Below are 18,061 nucleotides of genomic sequence, written 5' to 3' on the forward strand. Positions count from 1 at the left end.
AAGGATAAACGTATGGATTTAAAACAATTGAAAGAAGAAGTATTTCAGGCTAATTTGGATTTGGTGCGTCATAACTTGGTCATATTTACGTGGGGTAATGTGAGTGCCATTGATCGTGAAAACGGACTAGTTGTTATTAAACCCAGCGGTGTTGCCTATGATCATATGACAGCTGAAGACATGGTTGTTGTAGATCTTGAGGGTAAGGTTGTTGAGGGTCACTTGAAACCTTCGTCTGATACTCCTACTCATATTGAGTTGTATAAGCATTTTAAGGAAATAGGCGGAGTGGTTCATACCCACTCTACCTATGCCACGGCATGGGCTCAGGCTGGCAAAAATATTCCAATACTGGGAACCACACATGCCGATTATTTTGCCGACGATATACCTTGTACAAGGGATATGTTTCGTCAAGAGGTGGAAGGAGAATATGAAAAAGATACCGGAACAGTGATTGTGGAAACCTTTCACGGGAAAAACCCTAATCACATTCCTGGTGTGATAGTAAAAAACCATGGTCCTTTTTCATGGGGAAAGGATGCCCATGAAGCGGTTCATAACAGTGTGGTTATGGAACAAGTGGCCAAAATGGCTTTTGTGAGTTTAATGGTAAATCCAAATGCCTCGATGAACCCTTTGCTTACAAAAAAACATTTTGACCGGAAGCATGGTGCCAACGCTTATTACGGGCAATCATAAAATACTTGGAAAACGAGAAATGACCGAAAACCAATGATCAAAAACTGATAATAATGAGCTCAAAAAAATATGTTATAGGATTGGATTATGGGTCTGATTCAGCGCGAGCCGTAATTGTGGATACCCAGACAGGTGAAGAAGTATCCCAATCGGTACAGTATTATCCCCGATGGATGGAAGGAAAATATTGTAATCCAGCTGCTAACCAGTATCGGCAACACCCTCTGGACTATATTGAAGTTCTGGAAAATACTGTGAATAACGCACTAAAAGAGGCCGGAAAAGAGGTTGCCCAAAATGTCGTTGGATTATCTTTTGACACCACTGGGAGCACCCCAGTCCTGGTGGATAAGGAAGGTGTACCTTTGGCTTTGAGACCTGAGTTTGCCGATAATCCCAATGCCATGTTTATACTATGGAAAGATCATACTGCCGTTAAAGAGGCGGCGGAGATTAATGAACTGGCTAAAAAGTGGGAAGAAGATTATACCAAGTATGAAGGGGGCATCTATTCCTCTGAATGGGTATGGGCCAAAGTACTTCATGTATTAAGGGAAGATCAGGCAGTGAGGGAAGCTGCCTATTCCTGGATTGAACATGCCGACTGGATGCCCGCGCTGATAACTGGCACAGAACGACCTGATAAAGTGATTCGCAGTCGTTGCGCTGCAGGGCATAAGGCCATGTGGCACGAGAGCTGGGGTGGGCTACCACCTGAAGAGTTTTTTATAGCTTTGGATCCCTTGTTGAAAGGATTTCGGGAAAGATTGTATAGCAATACCTGGCCAAGTGATACGAAAGTTGGCACCCTAACTGCCGAATGGGCTCAGCGCTTGGGTCTTAGCACGGATGTAGTGGTAGGTGTAAGTGCCTTTGATTGCCACATGGGAGCTGTTGGGGGGGGAGCTACCCCTAATGTGCTGGCCAGGGCTATTGGAACGTCCACCTGTGATATTATGATTGCCGAATATGATCAAATAGGAGATAAACTTATTGCAGGGATTTGTGGGCAGGTTGACGGTTCTGTAGTACCGGGGTATGTTGGGCTTGAAGCGGGTCAATCTGGATTTGGAGATATTTATGCATGGTTCAAAAATGTTTTGGCCTGGCCGTTGAACAGGGTATTGGCAGAAAGTAAATTCTTGGACGGGGAGACCAAACAAAAGTTGATCGAAGAAACCGTTGATCAAATTATTCCACGTTTGAGTGCAGAGGCCAGTAGAATACCAATTGAAGAGTCCACCATTTTGGCTACCGATTGGATGAACGGACGGAGAACACCGGATGCCAACCAGGAAGTAACCGGAACAATTACGGGTTTGACTCTCGGTTCTACGGCCCCAAGGATATTCAGGGCATTGGTGGAAGCCACCGCCTTTGGCTCTAAAGCCATAGTGGAGCGTTTCCGTGATGAAGGGGTTGAACTAAAAGGTGTGATAGGTTTGGGAGGTGTTGCGCGTAAGTCTCCTTTTGTTATGCAAACGTTGGCTGATGTTTTGAATATGCCGATAAAAATTGCTGCCACCGAGCAAACTTGTGCCGTAGGGGCAGCTATGTTTGCTTCAGTGGTGGCCGGTATCTATCCCAACGTTGTAGAAGCCCAAAAACAGATGGGACAGGGATTTGAAAAAGAATATTTCCCAAATCCCGAAAATGCTGAAAAATATGAAGCTATTTATAAAAAATATCTGAAATTGGGTCATTTTACCGAAAACGAACTGTAGAACAAGTAAAAAATTGGATGTGGGAGAGAAGGGAGTATTGTTTATTTTAAGTTATTGAAAAGACCGGGTTTTCCCGGTTTTTTTATGACATTATTCAAAAAAATACACGCTATTTTTTGCAATAAATAATTATGTAATTGGGGAAGGGAAATCTTAGGGCTGTATATATTCATTTCTCAATTGAATAAGTATAAATGACTCTGTTTTAAAAAGTATGTCTTAAAAAAAGTCTTTTCATGTTAGTTTTTCTGAGTGAAAAAAAGAAAAGAATCTAAAAGAATAAACCTAATGGATTAACAACGGTACAATTAATAGATTGATAAAAGTTCTTTTGTTAGTTCCTTTAGAAAACTAATGGATTATCAAAAGTACAATTAATAAGGGTAAAAAAGGAAACATTTAACCAAGGTGAAAGACCTGTTGGCTAGTTGAATTGATGTTAGAAAGCCTAATGTAGTCAGACGTCTTGTCAATATAAATTCTAAATTTCTAATGATTTTTTACCTTAATCGATAAATTACTTTAATTCTTTTCCGTTGCCCACTGGTAATTTTCTAATGAATACCTAAGGAAAAAAATAAATATTGGAATGCGATTTATTTTCCTAATCATGGTTCCCGGGGTATGGAAAATGTTGATCGTAAGTATAGTCCGAATCATTAATCTGTGCTTAACGCTAATTAACTAGAAGAATTGCCCCGCGAAGAACAAAATGTTTATTTCCTTTAGGATAGTTATTGGGAAAAGGTTGACCAAGTGCATATTTGCATTGGTCAACCTTTTTATGTATTTATTTTCTATTGTATTTCCAATGTTACAATGGAATGGGGTGGTAACGTAACACTCAGTTTTTCTTTTTTGAGTCTGAAATCCGAGAAATGTTCCGGTTTCACTACATCTGGATTTTCGAAAGTATTCACCGAATTAATTTGGGGCGCAGTTAAAATTACAGCATTTGTTACGTTTTTAACCTTTGCTCCTTCCAAATCCACTTCTATGGTTTTGCTTTCATTAGGATTGAGGTTACTTAGGCTAATATTTATTTTTCCATCTTTTTGTGAGGCGGTCCCGCTAAGTGCTGGAATAGTTTCGTTGCCAAATTTATAATCTTCACATTTGAGCATGACGGGGATATAAGTTGCATTCTGATGCACTTTGTACATATTGAAAATATGATAGGTGGGAGTTAGTACCATTTGGTCATCTTTGGTAAGAATCATTGCCTGAAGAACATTAACCATTTGAGCGATGTTTGCCATCTGTACCCGGTCACAATGTTTGTGAAAGATATCAAATGTGGTTGCAGCGATCAGGGCATCACGCATTGAGTTTTGCTGATAGAGAAAACCTGGGGTTGAACCAGGCTCAGGATCAGTCCAGATGCCCCACTCATCAACCATTAGGGGAATTCTTTTTTGCGGATCATATTTATCCATAATGGCTGAATGTTTTGAAATAAGTTCATCCATGTGAAGAGAGTGTTTAAGAGCACTAAAGTAAAGTTCTTCACCAAAGTCTGTTGCCGAAGATTTATTGCCCCAATTGCCCGTGGCAATGGTATAGTAATGAACCGAAAGTGCATCCATATGTCGCGCTGCCCTGCTCATCACCACATCTGTCCAGTTATAGTCTGTACCATTAGCTCCACATCCTATACGTTTAAATTTTCTTTGTCCGTACAGATTAGCATATAACGAATAACGTCGGAGAAGGTCACTATAGTACTCTGGCCGCATTTCTCCACCACAACCCCAACTTTCGTTTCCTATACCCAGAAATTTTACGTCCCATGGATCTTCTCTACCGTTTTCTCTGCGCCAATTAGCCATGGGGACATCTTCGTCCGAAGTCATGTATTCAATCCATTCTACCATCTCTTCAACCGTGCCGCTTCCCACATTGACGGATACATAAGGATCAGCTCCTAATATTTCGCATAGGTTCAAAAATTCATGTGTTCCGAAGCTGTTGTCTTCGATCACTCCACCCCAGAAATAATTTTTGATTTTTGGACGGTTTTCAACAGGGCCAACTCCGTCTTTCCAATGGTAGGTATCTGCAAAACATCCCCCTGGCCATCGTAATACTGGTATATTCAATTCTTTCAAAGCTTCCAGAATATCTTTTCTATAACCGTTGATATTCGGAATATCTGAATCGGGACCTACCCAGATTCCATCGTAAATACAACGTCCAAGGTGCTCAGCAAAATGACCATAAATGTTTTTATTGATCGTCAGGGTAGCATGGTCAAAATCCAATGTCATTTTGTTTTGTGATGTGGCCCCAGGTAGATGAAATAGGCCAATAACCGAAAGTGTAAAAATTAATTGCCTTAGTTTCATGTTTGCAAATTTTTGTAATTTGACTTAATAATTAATTAGAATTCAATTTTTGTGAATTATTTATTGTGACTTACTTTCCAATTGCTACTTCGCTCGATTCATCTATTTATAATTTCAATTTATTGATTAATTAATAACTGTTAAACCATTACTTATTTGCAAAATAAATAACTGTTAACATAGATAGAGGTGATAATCGGTGCTTTTTGGTGGACAAATGTTTCCTAATTTCATAAAGTTTTTTGATTGTTCTTTTTAGTTAGTTCATTTATAGGTGTTTAATTGTGATAATTTGAGATTTTAGAGAATTTGTTGAAATATCACAAAATGTTTTCTGCGTTAACCGAATATTCATTTTCTTTGGGGTAAATTTATTACATTATTTTTGAAAATTTTATAAATAAAGAGTGTTTTTTACTTTTAAATATATTTTAATAGTTTTGTATCATGATTTGAATGGTAGGGAAAAGAATGAATCCAATGAGCAACAGTTTTGATATTAATGCTTTGCAAGAGGGAAAGAAAGAAGCATTTGAAGAGGTTTATAATGACCTGTTTGATATGCTGTATTGTCTTGCTTTGGGATATATTGGAAAGAGAGAAGTCGCGGTTGAAATGGTACAGGATGCTTTCATGAAATTATGGGAGAACCGATATGAATTGAGAAAGAGTACCAATATTAAAAATTACCTTTATACCATAACCAAAAATAATTGTTTAAATCATCTGAGACACCAGGAAATAATTAATCGCGGAAACAGGGATTACTTAATACCAGAATTACATTACCAACAGGAAGCATTGGCCCGTTTACCGGATTCCTTTGTCAAGTTAGAGGAGTTAATGAAGGAGGTGGAGCGGGCTATAGACCTTCTTCCACCAGATATTGCTAAGACCTTCCGTTTAAGCCGTTTCGAGGGATTAACATATTCCGAAATTGCTAAACAGCAGAATATCAGTCCTAAAACAGTCGAAGCTAGGATTTCTAAAGCACTTCAGTTTCTTCGTTGTGAGTTAAAGGATTATCTCCCGTTGATTGAACTGCTATTTATGATACGTTTCTGAGAAGAGGCTGCATTTTGTTTCCCTGATATTAGTTTATTAAAGTTCAAGGGGTTTATTTATGATTATTGGTCTATTCATTTTCTATTTTTCTTTGTTATTTTAATTAACCTTACATCTTATATTTGATAAGAAAATTCGCAATTGACTGCTTATTTTTCTTTTTGTGCCTAAGCTTTTTAAAACTCATCGTATAGGTTTATGTATTTGTTTGTATTGAAAGTAAACATACAAAGCTGGTTGATTCATCATTGAAGAAATTTGACCAAAATAAAAAAGACGCAGGAACCCAAAGTGGGTAATATTGTGTTGCGAAAATAAAAAAAATAAGAAATTAAATGGCCTGATTTAGATTGAGTTGTGAAAATAAATAAAAAAATGTTGTTTTTGGGATAGGGAAGTATTGGTCTGAAGTGTTAAGGTTAAAAATAGATAACATTGGAAAAACAATTTTTAGATATCGTTAGTAGAAAAACTACTCTGAACCAACGGTTCGAATTCTTTAAGGAATTGCAGGAAGACCCTGAAAAAAAAGAGGCTTTCATAGCTTTTCAAAAATTATGGGTCATTTACCATATGGGGCATAAGCAATTGTCGCCCCCAAAAAGAGTTTCTTATTTCAAGGAATTCTGGAAAAAGCGACAACCTACTGTTCGCATGGGGCGTTGGCAACTGGCTTCCGGAATAGCAGCTATGGTCGCTTTCATTTTGACTCTAGGCAGTTTATTATTGCCGTCCTTTTTAAAACCTCATGTAGAGCAGTTTGTACTGCATGCACCAAAAGGGAACATTACAAATATCACCCTGAAAGACGGAAGTCTGCTTTGGCTGAACTCCGCCTCAACTGTCACAGTAACAACTTATGGTGAAGAAAAAATAGTAGTTGATTTGGAAGGTGAAGCCTACTTTGATGTGGTCCATGATGATGAAAGAGAATTTCTTGTAAAAACAGGCGACTATTATATCGTTGACAAAGGAACTGCCTTTAATGTTAAGTATGATTGGAAGGAAAAGATAGTTGTTGCTTCACTTTTTGAGGGTTCTATCGATTTTTGCGGGTATGGACGAAAGGTGGTTGATAAAATGCGGGCCGGAAAGGAATTTGTTTTTGATTTGAAAAAAAATAAGCTGGCTTTTTCAACTACTGATAAAGATTATGTGACCGCCTGGAAAGATGGGAAGTTTGTTTTTGTAAACCGAACTCTGGCCGAAATTGCCAGGGAATTGGAAGAATGGTATGATGTGAAGTTTGTTTTTAAGAATCAGAAGATTAAAAACGAAAAATTTTCCGGCGTTATGAAGCGAAAAACCAGCATCGAGCATTTGCTCAAAGTTTTACAAATTTCATCCAAATCCAACTACCGAATTGAAGAGATGGAGAACGGCCAACAGAAAATCATTTTTGAATAATAGAACAGACACCCTGCGCCAACAGAGTGCCTGCTCAAATACTAGTTAACCGAAACTGCACCAACAGTTTCTTATTGTTAAACACTAAACATTACAAATTTATGAAAAAATGTCACATGTTGCTGTGCAAAAACAAGCACAACTTGTTGAAAACTTTTCGCGTCATGAAAATTGCTACTATCTTTCTCATTTTTTGTGGCCTTACCTTATCAGCCAAAAATACTAAGGCCCAAAAAAGTGATATGACACTAAAAGTGGAAAATGCTACTATTCTTGACATTTTCCGACAAATTGAAGAATCCAGTAACTACGGTTTCTTTTTTAAAAATGATGAACTGGATCTGGATAAACGTTATTCCCTGGAGGTTAAAAACGCTTCCATCGAAGATGTACTAAGCATACTCCTTGCTCAGACTGGCTATTCCTACCAAATTGTGGGAGAAAATGTGGTGGTGACACGAGAAAAAAATGGATTGCCAATGTTGCAGGAGCAGAATAGTAGGGTGAGCGGAACAGTCACCGATGAATTTGGAGATCCTATTCCTGGGGTTACAGTGACCATTAAAGGTTCAACCATAGGAACAATTACGGATGTGAACGGGAAATTCGAATTAAGCAATGTTCCTGAAGAGGCAGTCCTTGTCTTTTCTTTTGTAGGAATGAATACTGTCGAAAGAGCAGTGGAAGACAATTTAATCAATGTTGTAATGACAGAAGCGGTTATTGGACTTGATGAGGTCGTTGCTATAGGGTATGGAAGCATGAAAAAAGCCGATGTAACCAGTTCTGTTTCTACTGTAAAAGCAGATGATTTTGTGAAAGGTAGTGTAAAGGACGTTGGACAGCTTATTCAAGGTAAGGTAGCAGGATTAACCATTACTACGGCCAGTGGAGACCCTACTTCGAACTCAGAAATCCGGTTGCGGGGCAACACGACATTGTATGGAACTAGTTCAAACCCTCTTGTCCTTATTGATGGTGTACCTGGTGATTTTAATTCAGTTGCACCCGAAGACATTGAGTCTGTTGATGTTTTAAAAGATGGTTCTGCTGCTGCAATATATGGAACTCGAGGAACAAATGGCGTCATTATTATTACGACAAAAAGAGCTAGTGGCTTTTATGATGCAAAAGTAGATTATACTGGATATGTTAGTACGCAACAAATATCAAATAAACTGGATGTTCTGACCGCCTCAGATTATCGTCGTCAAATAGAGGACGGCATCCGTGATGAAAGTGATGATTTAGGGGCTTCTACCGATTGGCTGGATGAAATTACCAGAACACCCGTTTCTCACGTTCATAATCTTACCATTCGCGGTGGAGATGTTAAAACTAATTACCTGGCATCTGTAAACTATAATAATACAGAAGGTATTTTTATTAAATCGAATAAAGAAACTTTTACTGTAAGAACTGATATTAACCATTCCATGTTCGAAGATTTATTGAAATTAAATATTGGTATCATTTCTCGAAATATACAATATAATACCACTGGTGATGGTTTTGGTTTTAACGGTTACACTTATCGTCAGGCAGTAATATATAACCCAACGGCTCCGGTGAAACTGGAAAATTGGGATTGGTATGAGAATGTGGGTGCATTCAATTATGATAACCCTGTGGCAAGGATTAAGGAGTCTAGGGGGGAAAATAAGGATCAATGGTCACGGATTAACGGAAATATTATTTTTAGTCCTACTGATGGGCTGAAATTCAAAGCCTTGTTGAGTTATTCCAAATATAACCAGACAAGAGGTTATTATGAAACCAAAAATCATATTTCTACTAAACGAAGTGGATTAAATGGTTACGCTTCAAATGGTGCCGTTGAGTCAATCGATCGATTGGTAGAACTTACAGGGGAATACCAAAAAGGATTTAATCGCCATCATTTCTCATTGCTTGGAGGATATAGTTATTCTGATAATGACTGGAGGGATTTTTTTATGACCAATCAGGATTTTCCTACAGATCAGTTTGGTTATAACAATATTGATTTGGGAAAAGGTATTGAAGAGCAGGGTACTTCTTCGGGGATTGCTAGTTCCCGAAATAAAACCAATTTAATTGGTTTTTTTAGTAGAGTTACTTATAGCTTTAGAAATAAATATTTATTTATGGGAAGTCTGCGTTATGAAGCAGCAAGCCAGTTATGGGGAACTGATGATCCTTGGGGTCTTTTCCCTTCAGCTTCTTTTGGATGGAGAATTTCAAAAGAGGCATTTATGAAAAATTTTGGTTTTATTAATGATTTGAAATTAAGGGCTGGTTACGGTGTGACTGGAACACAACCTTCCTCTTCTTTTCTGGGTGTTGCTACACTAGGGTATACGGGACAGGTTTATATGAATGGAAAATGGATTCAAACCATTGGACCAACACGTAACGAAAATCCTTATTTAAGATGGGAAGAGAAAAAAGAAACAAACTTCGGGATTGATTTCGCGTTTTTTAATCATCGTATTAATGGCAACATCGATTATTACAATAGGGATATTGATGGCCTTTTATGGAATTATGCCGTCCCTGTACCGCCTAATTTAGTGGGTTCTACTACTGCAAATGTGGGTGTAATGACAAATAAGGGGCTTGAAGTACTTTTAAATGCTGTTCCAGTGAAAGTAAACAACTTGGAATGGAAATCAACAATTAGTTTTTCTACTAATAAAAATAAGCTTAAGAGTTTAAGTAATGAACTTTATCAGACCGATAGGGACTACTTTACGACCGGTGGTACTGGGGAACCAATTCAGACTTATACGCACCGGGTTGATATAGGTGGTCCGATTGGTAATTTTTATGGTTTTAAAGTGGTTGATGTGGATGAGGAGGGAAAATGGATATATGAGGATGCTGACGGAAATCTTATTAATTATGATGATTTTGAAAGATCTGAAGAAAACAAACAGTTGTTGGGGAATGGTTTACCAAACTATTTTGCCTCATTCAATAATACTATAAGATATAAAAATTTTGATCTTAGTGTTACGATGCGTGGTGCCTTTGAATTTCAGATACTTAATTTTGAAAGAATGTATTTGGAAAATACAAAAACCACTCAGTATAACCGTTTGAAATCGGCTTATGACAAGGTTTTTGGAAAAGTAGTTTTGAGTGATGAAGTTGACTTGGAATATAACAGCTATTATATTGAAGATGGTGATTTCTGGAAAATTGATAATATCACCTTGGGCTATTCTTTCCCACTGATTGAGTCTTCAGTTTTCAAATCCTTTAGAATTTTTGCTTCATCCTTGAATACAATGACCATTACGGGGTATAAAGGAATTGATCCGGAAGTCTCATTTAGTGGTTTAGCCCCCGGTAACGATTATAGGGATAAATATCCTACAACTCGAACATTTACTCTTGGGGTTAACGTTAGTTTTTAACCTAATTTTAATGGATTGAATTATGAAAAGAAAATATTTAATTTTTACTAGTTTTATTTTTTTAGGTGCTTTGATTTTCGTAATGCCTGCTTGCACAAAATTGGAAAATGAAAATTTCAGTGAGTTTATTGCTGATGATTTCAGCCCTTCTGAATCGGATTTGATACGAATTACCAGTGCTGCTTATGGTGATTGGCGAAAAGTGTTGTTGCTTTGGGATGGATATTGGAGAGCTCAGGAAGTAAGTGCGGATGAAGTGGTTATACCAGCTCGTCCAAATGGATGGGTGGATGGCGGTGTACATAAAAGAATTTTTATGCATTCCTGGTTGCCGAGTGATCCGATTGTTTCGGAAACATGGTATAGATGTTATACTGGAATCAATAATTGTAATAGGGTTATCTTTCAATTAAAAAGCTTACTAGAGGAAGAAGATGCTGTTTCAGCGATTTCTGAACTTAGGGCATTACGAGCTAGTTATTACTATGTGCTTTGCGATATGTATGGAAACGTTCCTATCGTTACAAAATTTGATGTACCTGATGGTTACTTGCCTGAGCAAAGCTCTCGAAAAGAAGTATATAATTTTGTTGTTAAAGAATTAGAAGAAAGTATCCCTTATTTAACAGATGAAAACAATGCTGAAACATATGGACGCTTTAATGTATGGGCAGCAAGGACTCTCTTGGCAAAAATGTATCTCAATGCCGAAGTCTATTCTGGAACTCCACAGTGGGATAAGTGTTTGGCTCAATGTGATTCAATTATTCAATCAGGAAAATTTGCATTGGAACCAGACCAAAAGAATGTTTTTATTACAGAAAATCAAAATTCAAATGAAATTATTTTTGGTATTTCTATTGATGAAAATTATACAACTGATTGGAATGCCTTTGATATCCATATGCAAACACTTCAGCCAGCCAATCAGGCTACATACAATATGACTCATACGCCTTGGGGGGGAATGTGCGCTGTCCCTCAGTTTATTGATACTTTTGATCCAGAGGATAAGCGGTTGATAAACAATTTTATATATGGACAGCAATTTTCATCATCTGGTGATAGCCTGTATTGCACAATGGGGGAATTAACTGGGGAACCACTAGCTTATATTAATGAAGTGCCAAGTATTGATAGATCGGAAGAAATTCATGGATACCGTTTTGGTAAATTTGAAATTGCAATGGGTGCCTCTAATATTTTAAATAACGATTTTCCATTGTTTCGATATGCAGATGTATTAATGATGAAAGCTGAGTGTTTATTAAGAACTGGTTATGAAGATGAAGCAGCTCAAATAGTAACAGAAATTAGAAGAAGGGCTTTTCCAAGTGCCTCTGAGAAAGCTGTAGTTACTGGTGAAGAATTGTTACAAGGAAGTGTTTATGATTATGGCTTAAGGGATGAAAATTATACAACTTATGAAGGTGGAAACAATATAATATATGGAAGATTTCTTGATGAACTGGGTTGGGAATTTAACCAAGAGGGACGACGACGTCAAGATATGATTAGATTTGGTATTTTCACTGAAAAGTCATGGTTTTCACATTCACCAAATGGTGATTTTAGGATCCTTTACCCAATTCCATTAAGTGCAATGGAAACCAATTCTAATCTTGTCCAAAATCCCGGTTACAAATAGTAGGGCTACAAAATTATTCTGAAATTTATATTAGGGCTGTGGTTTTCAGAATTTTCCTCAGCCCTAATTTTACAATCTTTGGGAAAGGATTAAGTGGTAAAGTAAAAATGAACTTTTTTGAGATTAGGTTGAAGTGTTTGGTTTTTAGGGTTTATATTTTAGCGATTATGGTGAAACCTATTGATAGCAAAGGGAAGAAGGTTGTTTTTCCCAAAAAGACATCATTTTGATATTTTAGAATAAAATATATTTAAATGAATTAATTTAATCTACTTGAAACCAGTATGACTCAATAAGGTTGTTACATTAAGAATATGTATAAACTAAACTTATAGCCATGCGATTTCCATATGAAAATGACTTAAATTAAACTTTATACGGATAAAAATTCAAAAGTCATGAAACGATTATTTTTTCTTACACTTACTTTCTCCATTTTATTTTTTATTTATAATAATGTGCTTGCCTCCCCCCCCGATTCAGCCTATCTTTTTTCCTATTCAACATTAAAAAACGGAGGGCGAAACGGGCTTCACTTCGCCTGGAGTTTGGATAAAAAACACTGGTTCGCTATAGGACCGGAACATAGCTTCCTTAAAAGTGATTATGGTGCCTGGGGAAGCCAAAAAAGAATGTTCGATCCCTACCTGTTTTTTGGACCGGATGGCAGCTGGCATTGCGTCTGGAAGGTAAATGATAAGGATGCTACCTTTGCTTATGCATCATCTCGGGATTTGATTCGCTGGAAACCACAAGTTTATCCTCAGTTGGATTTTTATGGTAACTGTCTCCTTCCAGTAATTTCTTATAATCATGATAACAAAAATTATGTTGTTTCCTGGTGGAGCCACAAAGGAGGCAATGAGGGATATTATGAAGTAAGTACCCCCGACTTTATTCATTATTATTCAGTAAAAGAATTGGCGAAAGAGGCGTTTCTTAATGACCGATTCACTGTGAAAATTAATAACGTCGAGGAAAGGGGAACCATTCATAAAGTACCCTGGTCGGTCATTGAAAAGCTGATCAACCATCAGAAACTGGTTTCATTCAATCAGCAGTTGTACCATGAGACCACCGATCAGGATCCTCAACGTTTTGCCGGCCTGGAGAAGGTAAATGCAAATATTACAGTGAATTTGGAGGACTCTAAATCCATCAGTGACAAAATGATTGGGGTTTTCTTTGAAGACATCAATTATGCTGCTGACGGGGGGCTTTATGCCGAATTGGTTCAAAACCGGGGTTTTGAATATTCCCCCGACGATAAGAAGGGGCGTGATCCAAATTGGAACAGTTTCTATGCCTGGCATTTAATAGGAGAGCATGCCGTTTTTTCAATTGATACGGTAAATCCGGTACACCCCAATAATCCTCACTATGCTGTCCTGAGGATTGAAAAGCCGGGAGCCCTTTTATCCAACGAAGGATTTAATGGTATTGCTCTTAAGGCAGGCGAGAATTATGATTTCTCAATGTTTGCCAGGTCTACGACAGATAAGAAAATCAAAGTGTTTGTTAGACTCACTGACCCTGACGGTAACGTGGTGGGACAGACAACCGTTAATGTTCGTTCTTCGAAGTGGAAAAAAATTTCGGCTGTCATCCGTTCTGAAAAGGACCTTGACAATGGCCGCCTCGAATTGGTGCCTCAAAGTGCAGGGAGCATTAACCTGGATATGGTTTCACTTTTCCCTCAGAACACTTTTAAAGGGCGTAAAAATGGTTTAAGAGCCGACCTGGCTCAACTAATCGCCGATATTAATCCTAAATTTGTCCGTTTTCCCGGTGGTTGTGTGGCGCATGGGGATGGTTTGGACAATATCTACCGCTGGAAAAATACCATAGGCCCTCTGGAAGTCCGGAAACCTCAACGTAACATTTGGAACTATCATCAATCTATGGGTCTTGGGTTTTATGAATACTTTCAATTTTGCGAAGATATTGGTGCCGAACCCATTCCAATTGTTGCAGCTGGTGTGCCATGTCAAAACTCTTCTTGTGGTGGTGCTGGCCAGCAGGGCGGAATTCCTTTGAGCGATATGGATGCCTACATTCAGGACATCCTGGACCTCATCGAATGGGCCAATGGCGACAAAAAGACTAAATGGGGACGTATAAGGGCAGAAGCCGGACATCCCGAACCCTTTAATCTGAAATATCTTGGTATCGGCAATGAAGACCTTATCTCTCACGTTTTTGAAGAACGGTTTAGGTTAATTTACAATGCTGTCAAAGAAAAGTATCCCGACATTGTGGTTATCGGAACGGTTGGGCCCTTCTCCGAAGGTTCCGATTATGAAAGAGGTTGGGAATTTGCTAAAGAAATTGGTCTGCCAATGGTTGATGAACATTATTATCAACCCCCGGGATGGTTTATTCATAATCAAGATTTTTATGACAAGTACGATCGTTCCGGACCAAAGGTCTATTTAGGTGAATATGCTGCCCATCTACCGGGACGGCCACAAAATATTGAAACTGCACTTGCCGAGGCTCTTTATCTAACAGCTTTGGAGCGTAACGGCGATGTGGTGGTGATGGCCTCTTATGCACCCTTATTGGCTAAAGAAAGTAATACCCAATGGAATCCTGATTTAATTTATTTCAATAATTCAGAAGTTAAGCCGACGGTTGGATATTATATCCAAAAGCTTTTCGGACAAAATTCCGGAAACCTATATTATTTTAGTGATGTGAATCTTTCCGATGAGCGTGAATCCGTGCGTAAAAGGTTTGCAGTTTCCGTGGTGCGTGACGGTGTTTCCAACGATCTGATTGTTAAAATGGTTAATCTATTACCGGCTAAAATCGAAGTTCATCTTAAAATTAATGGATTGGATGAGTTCTCTTCTAAAGCCTCATGCATCATTCTGGCTGGACATCCCGATGATACCAATGCAAGACCACAGGAAAAGGAAATAACGGTTAGTAACAATTTTGACCATCTGTTGCCAGCTTATTCGTTCACGGTGATTCGAATACCTGAAATCTATATAAAAAATTAATTATTTTTTTGAAATAGTAGGAAATATGATATATAACTTCTTAACTTTTGAAATAATGATATAATGTTCGTGAATTTTTTATTTGACACTTACTTTAGATATTGTTTAAAAAGAAATCTAACCATCAAATTATCTATTATATATGAAAATAAATCTTAAAATCATTTTGATAGCCATAATATCCTGCTATATGATGACGGGTTGTTGCGAGGAGAAACCATTCCGGCCCGATGTAAAGTCTTTCCCGCTCTCTTACGTTCGTTTACTGGACAGCCCGTTTAAACATGCCGAAGAGCTAAATGAAAAATATGTGATGGCTCATGATCCGGATCGTATTCTGGCACCGTTTCTCATTGATGCCGGGCTGAAACCCAAAGCACAAGGGTATGGCAATTGGGAAGGCTCTGGCCTAAATGGTCACTTTGGCGGCCATTATCTTACCTCGCTGTCGCTTATGATTGCGTCCACCGGTAGTGAAGAGGCACGGAAAAGATTAGATTATATGGTGGATCAGCTTGCTCGCTGCCAAAAAGCTAACGGCAACGGTTATGTGGGTGGGATACCAGGTGGACAAGCTATGTGGGCCGAAATTGCCAAAGGAAATATCAATGCTGGTAATTTTTCTCTTAATGGCAAATGGGTGCCATTATACAATATCCATAAGCTGTTTGCCGGACTTCGGGATGCCTGGCTTCTGGCGCAAAACAAAAAAGCTAAAGAGGTTCTGATTAATCTTACAGATTGGTTTCTTAACTTAACCAAAAATTTAACGGATGATCAAATTCAGAAAATGCTCGTATCGGAACATGGGGGACTGAACGAAGTGTTTGCTGATGTATATGACATTACCGGTAATGAGAATTACTTGAAACTGGCACGCAGGTTTTCCCATCAGGCCATCCTGAGACCTTTGCTTCAGCAAAAGGATCAACTTACTGGGTTGCATGCCAATACGCAAATACCGAAAGTGATCGGTTTCATGCGTATTGGTGAATTGGCTCACGACACTGCCTGGATCAATGCTGCCGACTTTTTTTGGAATACCGTGGTCCAAAACCGGACTGTCTCTATTGGGGGTAATTCTACCCATGAGCATTTTCATGCCGTGGATGACTTTTCCTCAATGATTGAATCTAGGCAGGGCCCCGAAACCTGTAATACTTATAATATGTTGAAGCTCTCCAAACAATTGTTTCTCTTTAAAAACGATCTTAAGTACATCGATTATTACGAACAAGCTCTTTACAACCACATTCTTTCGTCGCAACACCCTCTTCACGGTGGGCTGGTCTATTTCACCTCCATGCGCCCACGGCACTACCGTGTTTATTCCCGACCCGAACAAACCTTTTGGTGTTGTGTGGGATCTGGAATTGAAAATCATGAAAAGTACGGAGAGCTGATATATGCTCACGATGACGAGAATGTTTATGTAAATCTTTTTATTCCTTCTATTTTACATTGGAAGGAAAAGCAACTAAAGCTTGTGCAGGAAAACCATTTCCCGGATATTGATAAAATTACCATTCGTGTGGAACCACAGCGCAAGACTGAATTTGTGGTGGGCATTCGTTGTCCTGCATGGACAAGACCGGAGGATATGAACGTTTTGGTGAATGGAAAGGCTTTCAAAGGAAAAGCCATTCCCGGTCATTATTTCCTGATCCGTCGCTATTGGGAAAAAAACGATGTGATTGAAGTCCACTTACCTATGCATACTTATGGGAAGTTTTTGCCAGATGGCAGCCCCTATCTTTCACTGATGCATGGTCCCTTTGTTTTGGCTGCTACTACCGATACCTCAGACCTAGAGGGTTTGATTGCCGATGACAGTCGTATGGGCCATGTGGCTCATGGGCCTCTTTATCCTCTCGACGAAGCTCCTATGTTACAAATTGATGGTCCCGATTGGGGAGAACAAATTGTGCCTGTAGAAGGCCGTGGATTGACTTTCCGGGCACCAGAGCTTATAGTCCCGGATCGATTCGATGATTTGCTGTTAAAGCCGTTTTACATGATTCACGATGCCCGATATATTGTTTACTGGAGAACCGGAACCAGCCAAGAAATAGACTCCATCCGGGACGCTATGGAACGCCATGAAAAGGAATTGCTTCTACTGGAACAACGTACCATTGATGAAGTGGCTCCTGGTGAACAACAGCCCGAAGCAGAACATAACTTCAAAGGAGTGGAAACGGAAAGCGGGGTACATCAGAATCGCCATTGGCGGCACGCCTTGCGATGGTTTTCTTATGATCTGAAGGATACTGCAAGGGAGGCCCGTTTACTGAGAGTGACCTATTGGGGTAGGGACAGAGGCCGTAATTTTGATATTCTGGTCAATAATGAAAAAATCGCTACCGTGAATCTTGACGGTTCTCTGGGTGATGACTTTGTGGAGATTGATTATCCCCTACCGAAAGGATTAATAGAAAAAGCTCATAATGGTATTCTTACCGTTAAATTTCAGGCCAGAGATGGTTCTATTGCTGGTGGAATTTATTATGTGAGGCTCATGCGATAAATCTATGCATAATTGGTGCATTAAGTTAATGTGCAAAAAACGTATACTTAAGGAGAATTACCGTCATAAGATATGTTTTTTGCATCTTTTTAGGGAGCTAAACGATGATAAACCTCCCAATAATAGCATTTCTTGATATTCTTTCTGCGTAATCCGTTTTTTTACCGGAGTTTAAAGAAATTAATATTGGAATTGAAGGGAAGGGGAGGATAGCTCGGTTTCTGGAATTGATGA

At 38.6% G+C, this 18,061-nt stretch carries 9 protein-coding genes; 8 read left to right on the forward strand and 1 reads right to left on the reverse strand.

Features of this window, described 5'->3' with window-relative positions:
• Positions 1–12 precede the first annotated feature (12 nt).
• Both BM130_RS07840 and BM130_RS07845 read left to right on the forward strand, forming a co-directional pair.
• Positions 13–702, forward strand: a complete 690-nt coding sequence (locus BM130_RS07840; protein ID WP_010527228.1) for an L-ribulose-5-phosphate 4-epimerase — start codon at positions 13–15, stop codon at positions 700–702.
• A gap of 53 nt (positions 703–755) precedes the next feature.
• Positions 756–2,426 (forward strand): ribulokinase, encoded by a 1,671-nt coding sequence (locus BM130_RS07845; RefSeq protein ID WP_010527229.1) that lies wholly within the window; start codon positions 756–758, stop codon positions 2,424–2,426.
• A 797-nt stretch (positions 2,427–3,223) separates the two neighbouring features.
• On the opposite strand, the gene BM130_RS07850 is transcribed toward BM130_RS07845, so the two are convergent.
• Positions 3,224–4,693, reverse strand: a complete 1,470-nt coding sequence (locus tag BM130_RS07850; RefSeq protein WP_044138600.1) for an alpha-N-arabinofuranosidase — start codon at positions 4,691–4,693, stop codon at positions 3,224–3,226.
• A gap of 558 nt (positions 4,694–5,251) precedes the next feature.
• Here BM130_RS07850 and BM130_RS07855 point away from each other — a divergent pair.
• The 6 genes from BM130_RS07855 to BM130_RS07880 all read left to right on the forward strand — a co-directional run bounded on the left by BM130_RS07855 (position 5,252) and on the right by BM130_RS07880 (position 17,827).
• Complete coding sequence (locus BM130_RS07855; protein WP_010527231.1) at positions 5,252–5,836, forward strand: RNA polymerase sigma-70 factor; 585 nt, start codon at positions 5,252–5,254, stop codon at positions 5,834–5,836.
• 435 nt (positions 5,837–6,271) lie between these two features.
• Positions 6,272–7,243 carry a FecR family protein gene (locus BM130_RS07860; RefSeq protein WP_010527232.1) on the forward strand — a complete coding sequence of 324 codons (972 nt, stop codon included), beginning with the start codon at positions 6,272–6,274 and terminating at the stop codon, positions 7,241–7,243.
• Between the two features lie 164 nt (positions 7,244–7,407).
• Positions 7,408–10,644 (forward strand): SusC/RagA family TonB-linked outer membrane protein, encoded by a 3,237-nt coding sequence (locus BM130_RS07865; protein WP_010527233.1) that lies wholly within the window; start codon positions 7,408–7,410, stop codon positions 10,642–10,644.
• A 22-nt stretch (positions 10,645–10,666) separates the two neighbouring features.
• The gene (locus BM130_RS07870; RefSeq protein WP_010527234.1) at positions 10,667–12,292 is read left to right on the forward strand and encodes a RagB/SusD family nutrient uptake outer membrane protein; all 1,626 of its coding nucleotides are present in this window, start codon (positions 10,667–10,669) and stop codon (positions 12,290–12,292) included.
• A 398-nt stretch (positions 12,293–12,690) separates the two neighbouring features.
• On the forward strand, positions 12,691–15,300 hold the full coding sequence (locus BM130_RS07875; RefSeq protein ID WP_010527235.1) for an alpha-L-arabinofuranosidase family protein: 2,610 nt from the start codon (positions 12,691–12,693) through the stop codon (positions 15,298–15,300).
• 142 nt (positions 15,301–15,442) lie between these two features.
• The gene (locus BM130_RS07880) at positions 15,443–17,827 is read left to right on the forward strand and encodes a glycoside hydrolase family 127 protein (protein ID WP_010527236.1); all 2,385 of its coding nucleotides are present in this window, start codon (positions 15,443–15,445) and stop codon (positions 17,825–17,827) included.
• The last annotated feature ends 234 nt before the right edge of the window (positions 17,828–18,061 follow it).

The organism is Thermophagus xiamenensis (genome assembly GCF_900112795.1).
Classification (GTDB): domain Bacteria; phylum Bacteroidota; class Bacteroidia; order Bacteroidales; family Marinilabiliaceae; genus Thermophagus; species Thermophagus xiamenensis.

Bases quoted from the DNA above. Each gene is read 5' to 3' on its own strand.
- BM130_RS07840 (WP_010527228.1), top strand. From the start codon at position 13: ATGGATTTAAAACAATTGAAAGAAGAAGTATTTCAGGCTAATTTGGAT.
- BM130_RS07845 (WP_010527229.1), top strand. From the start codon at position 756: ATGAGCTCAAAAAAATATGTTATAGGATTGGATTATGGGTCTGATTCA.
- BM130_RS07850 (WP_044138600.1), bottom strand. From the start codon at position 4,693: ATGACATTGGATTTTGACCATGCTACCCTGACGATCAATAAAAACATT.
- BM130_RS07855 (WP_010527231.1), top strand. From the start codon at position 5,252: ATGAGCAACAGTTTTGATATTAATGCTTTGCAAGAGGGAAAGAAAGAA.
- BM130_RS07865 (WP_010527233.1), top strand. From the start codon at position 7,408: ATGAAAATTGCTACTATCTTTCTCATTTTTTGTGGCCTTACCTTATCA.
- BM130_RS07870 (WP_010527234.1), top strand. From the start codon at position 10,667: ATGAAAAGAAAATATTTAATTTTTACTAGTTTTATTTTTTTAGGTGCT.
- BM130_RS07875 (WP_010527235.1), top strand. From the start codon at position 12,691: ATGAAACGATTATTTTTTCTTACACTTACTTTCTCCATTTTATTTTTT.
- BM130_RS07880 (WP_010527236.1), top strand. From the start codon at position 15,443: ATGAAAATAAATCTTAAAATCATTTTGATAGCCATAATATCCTGCTAT.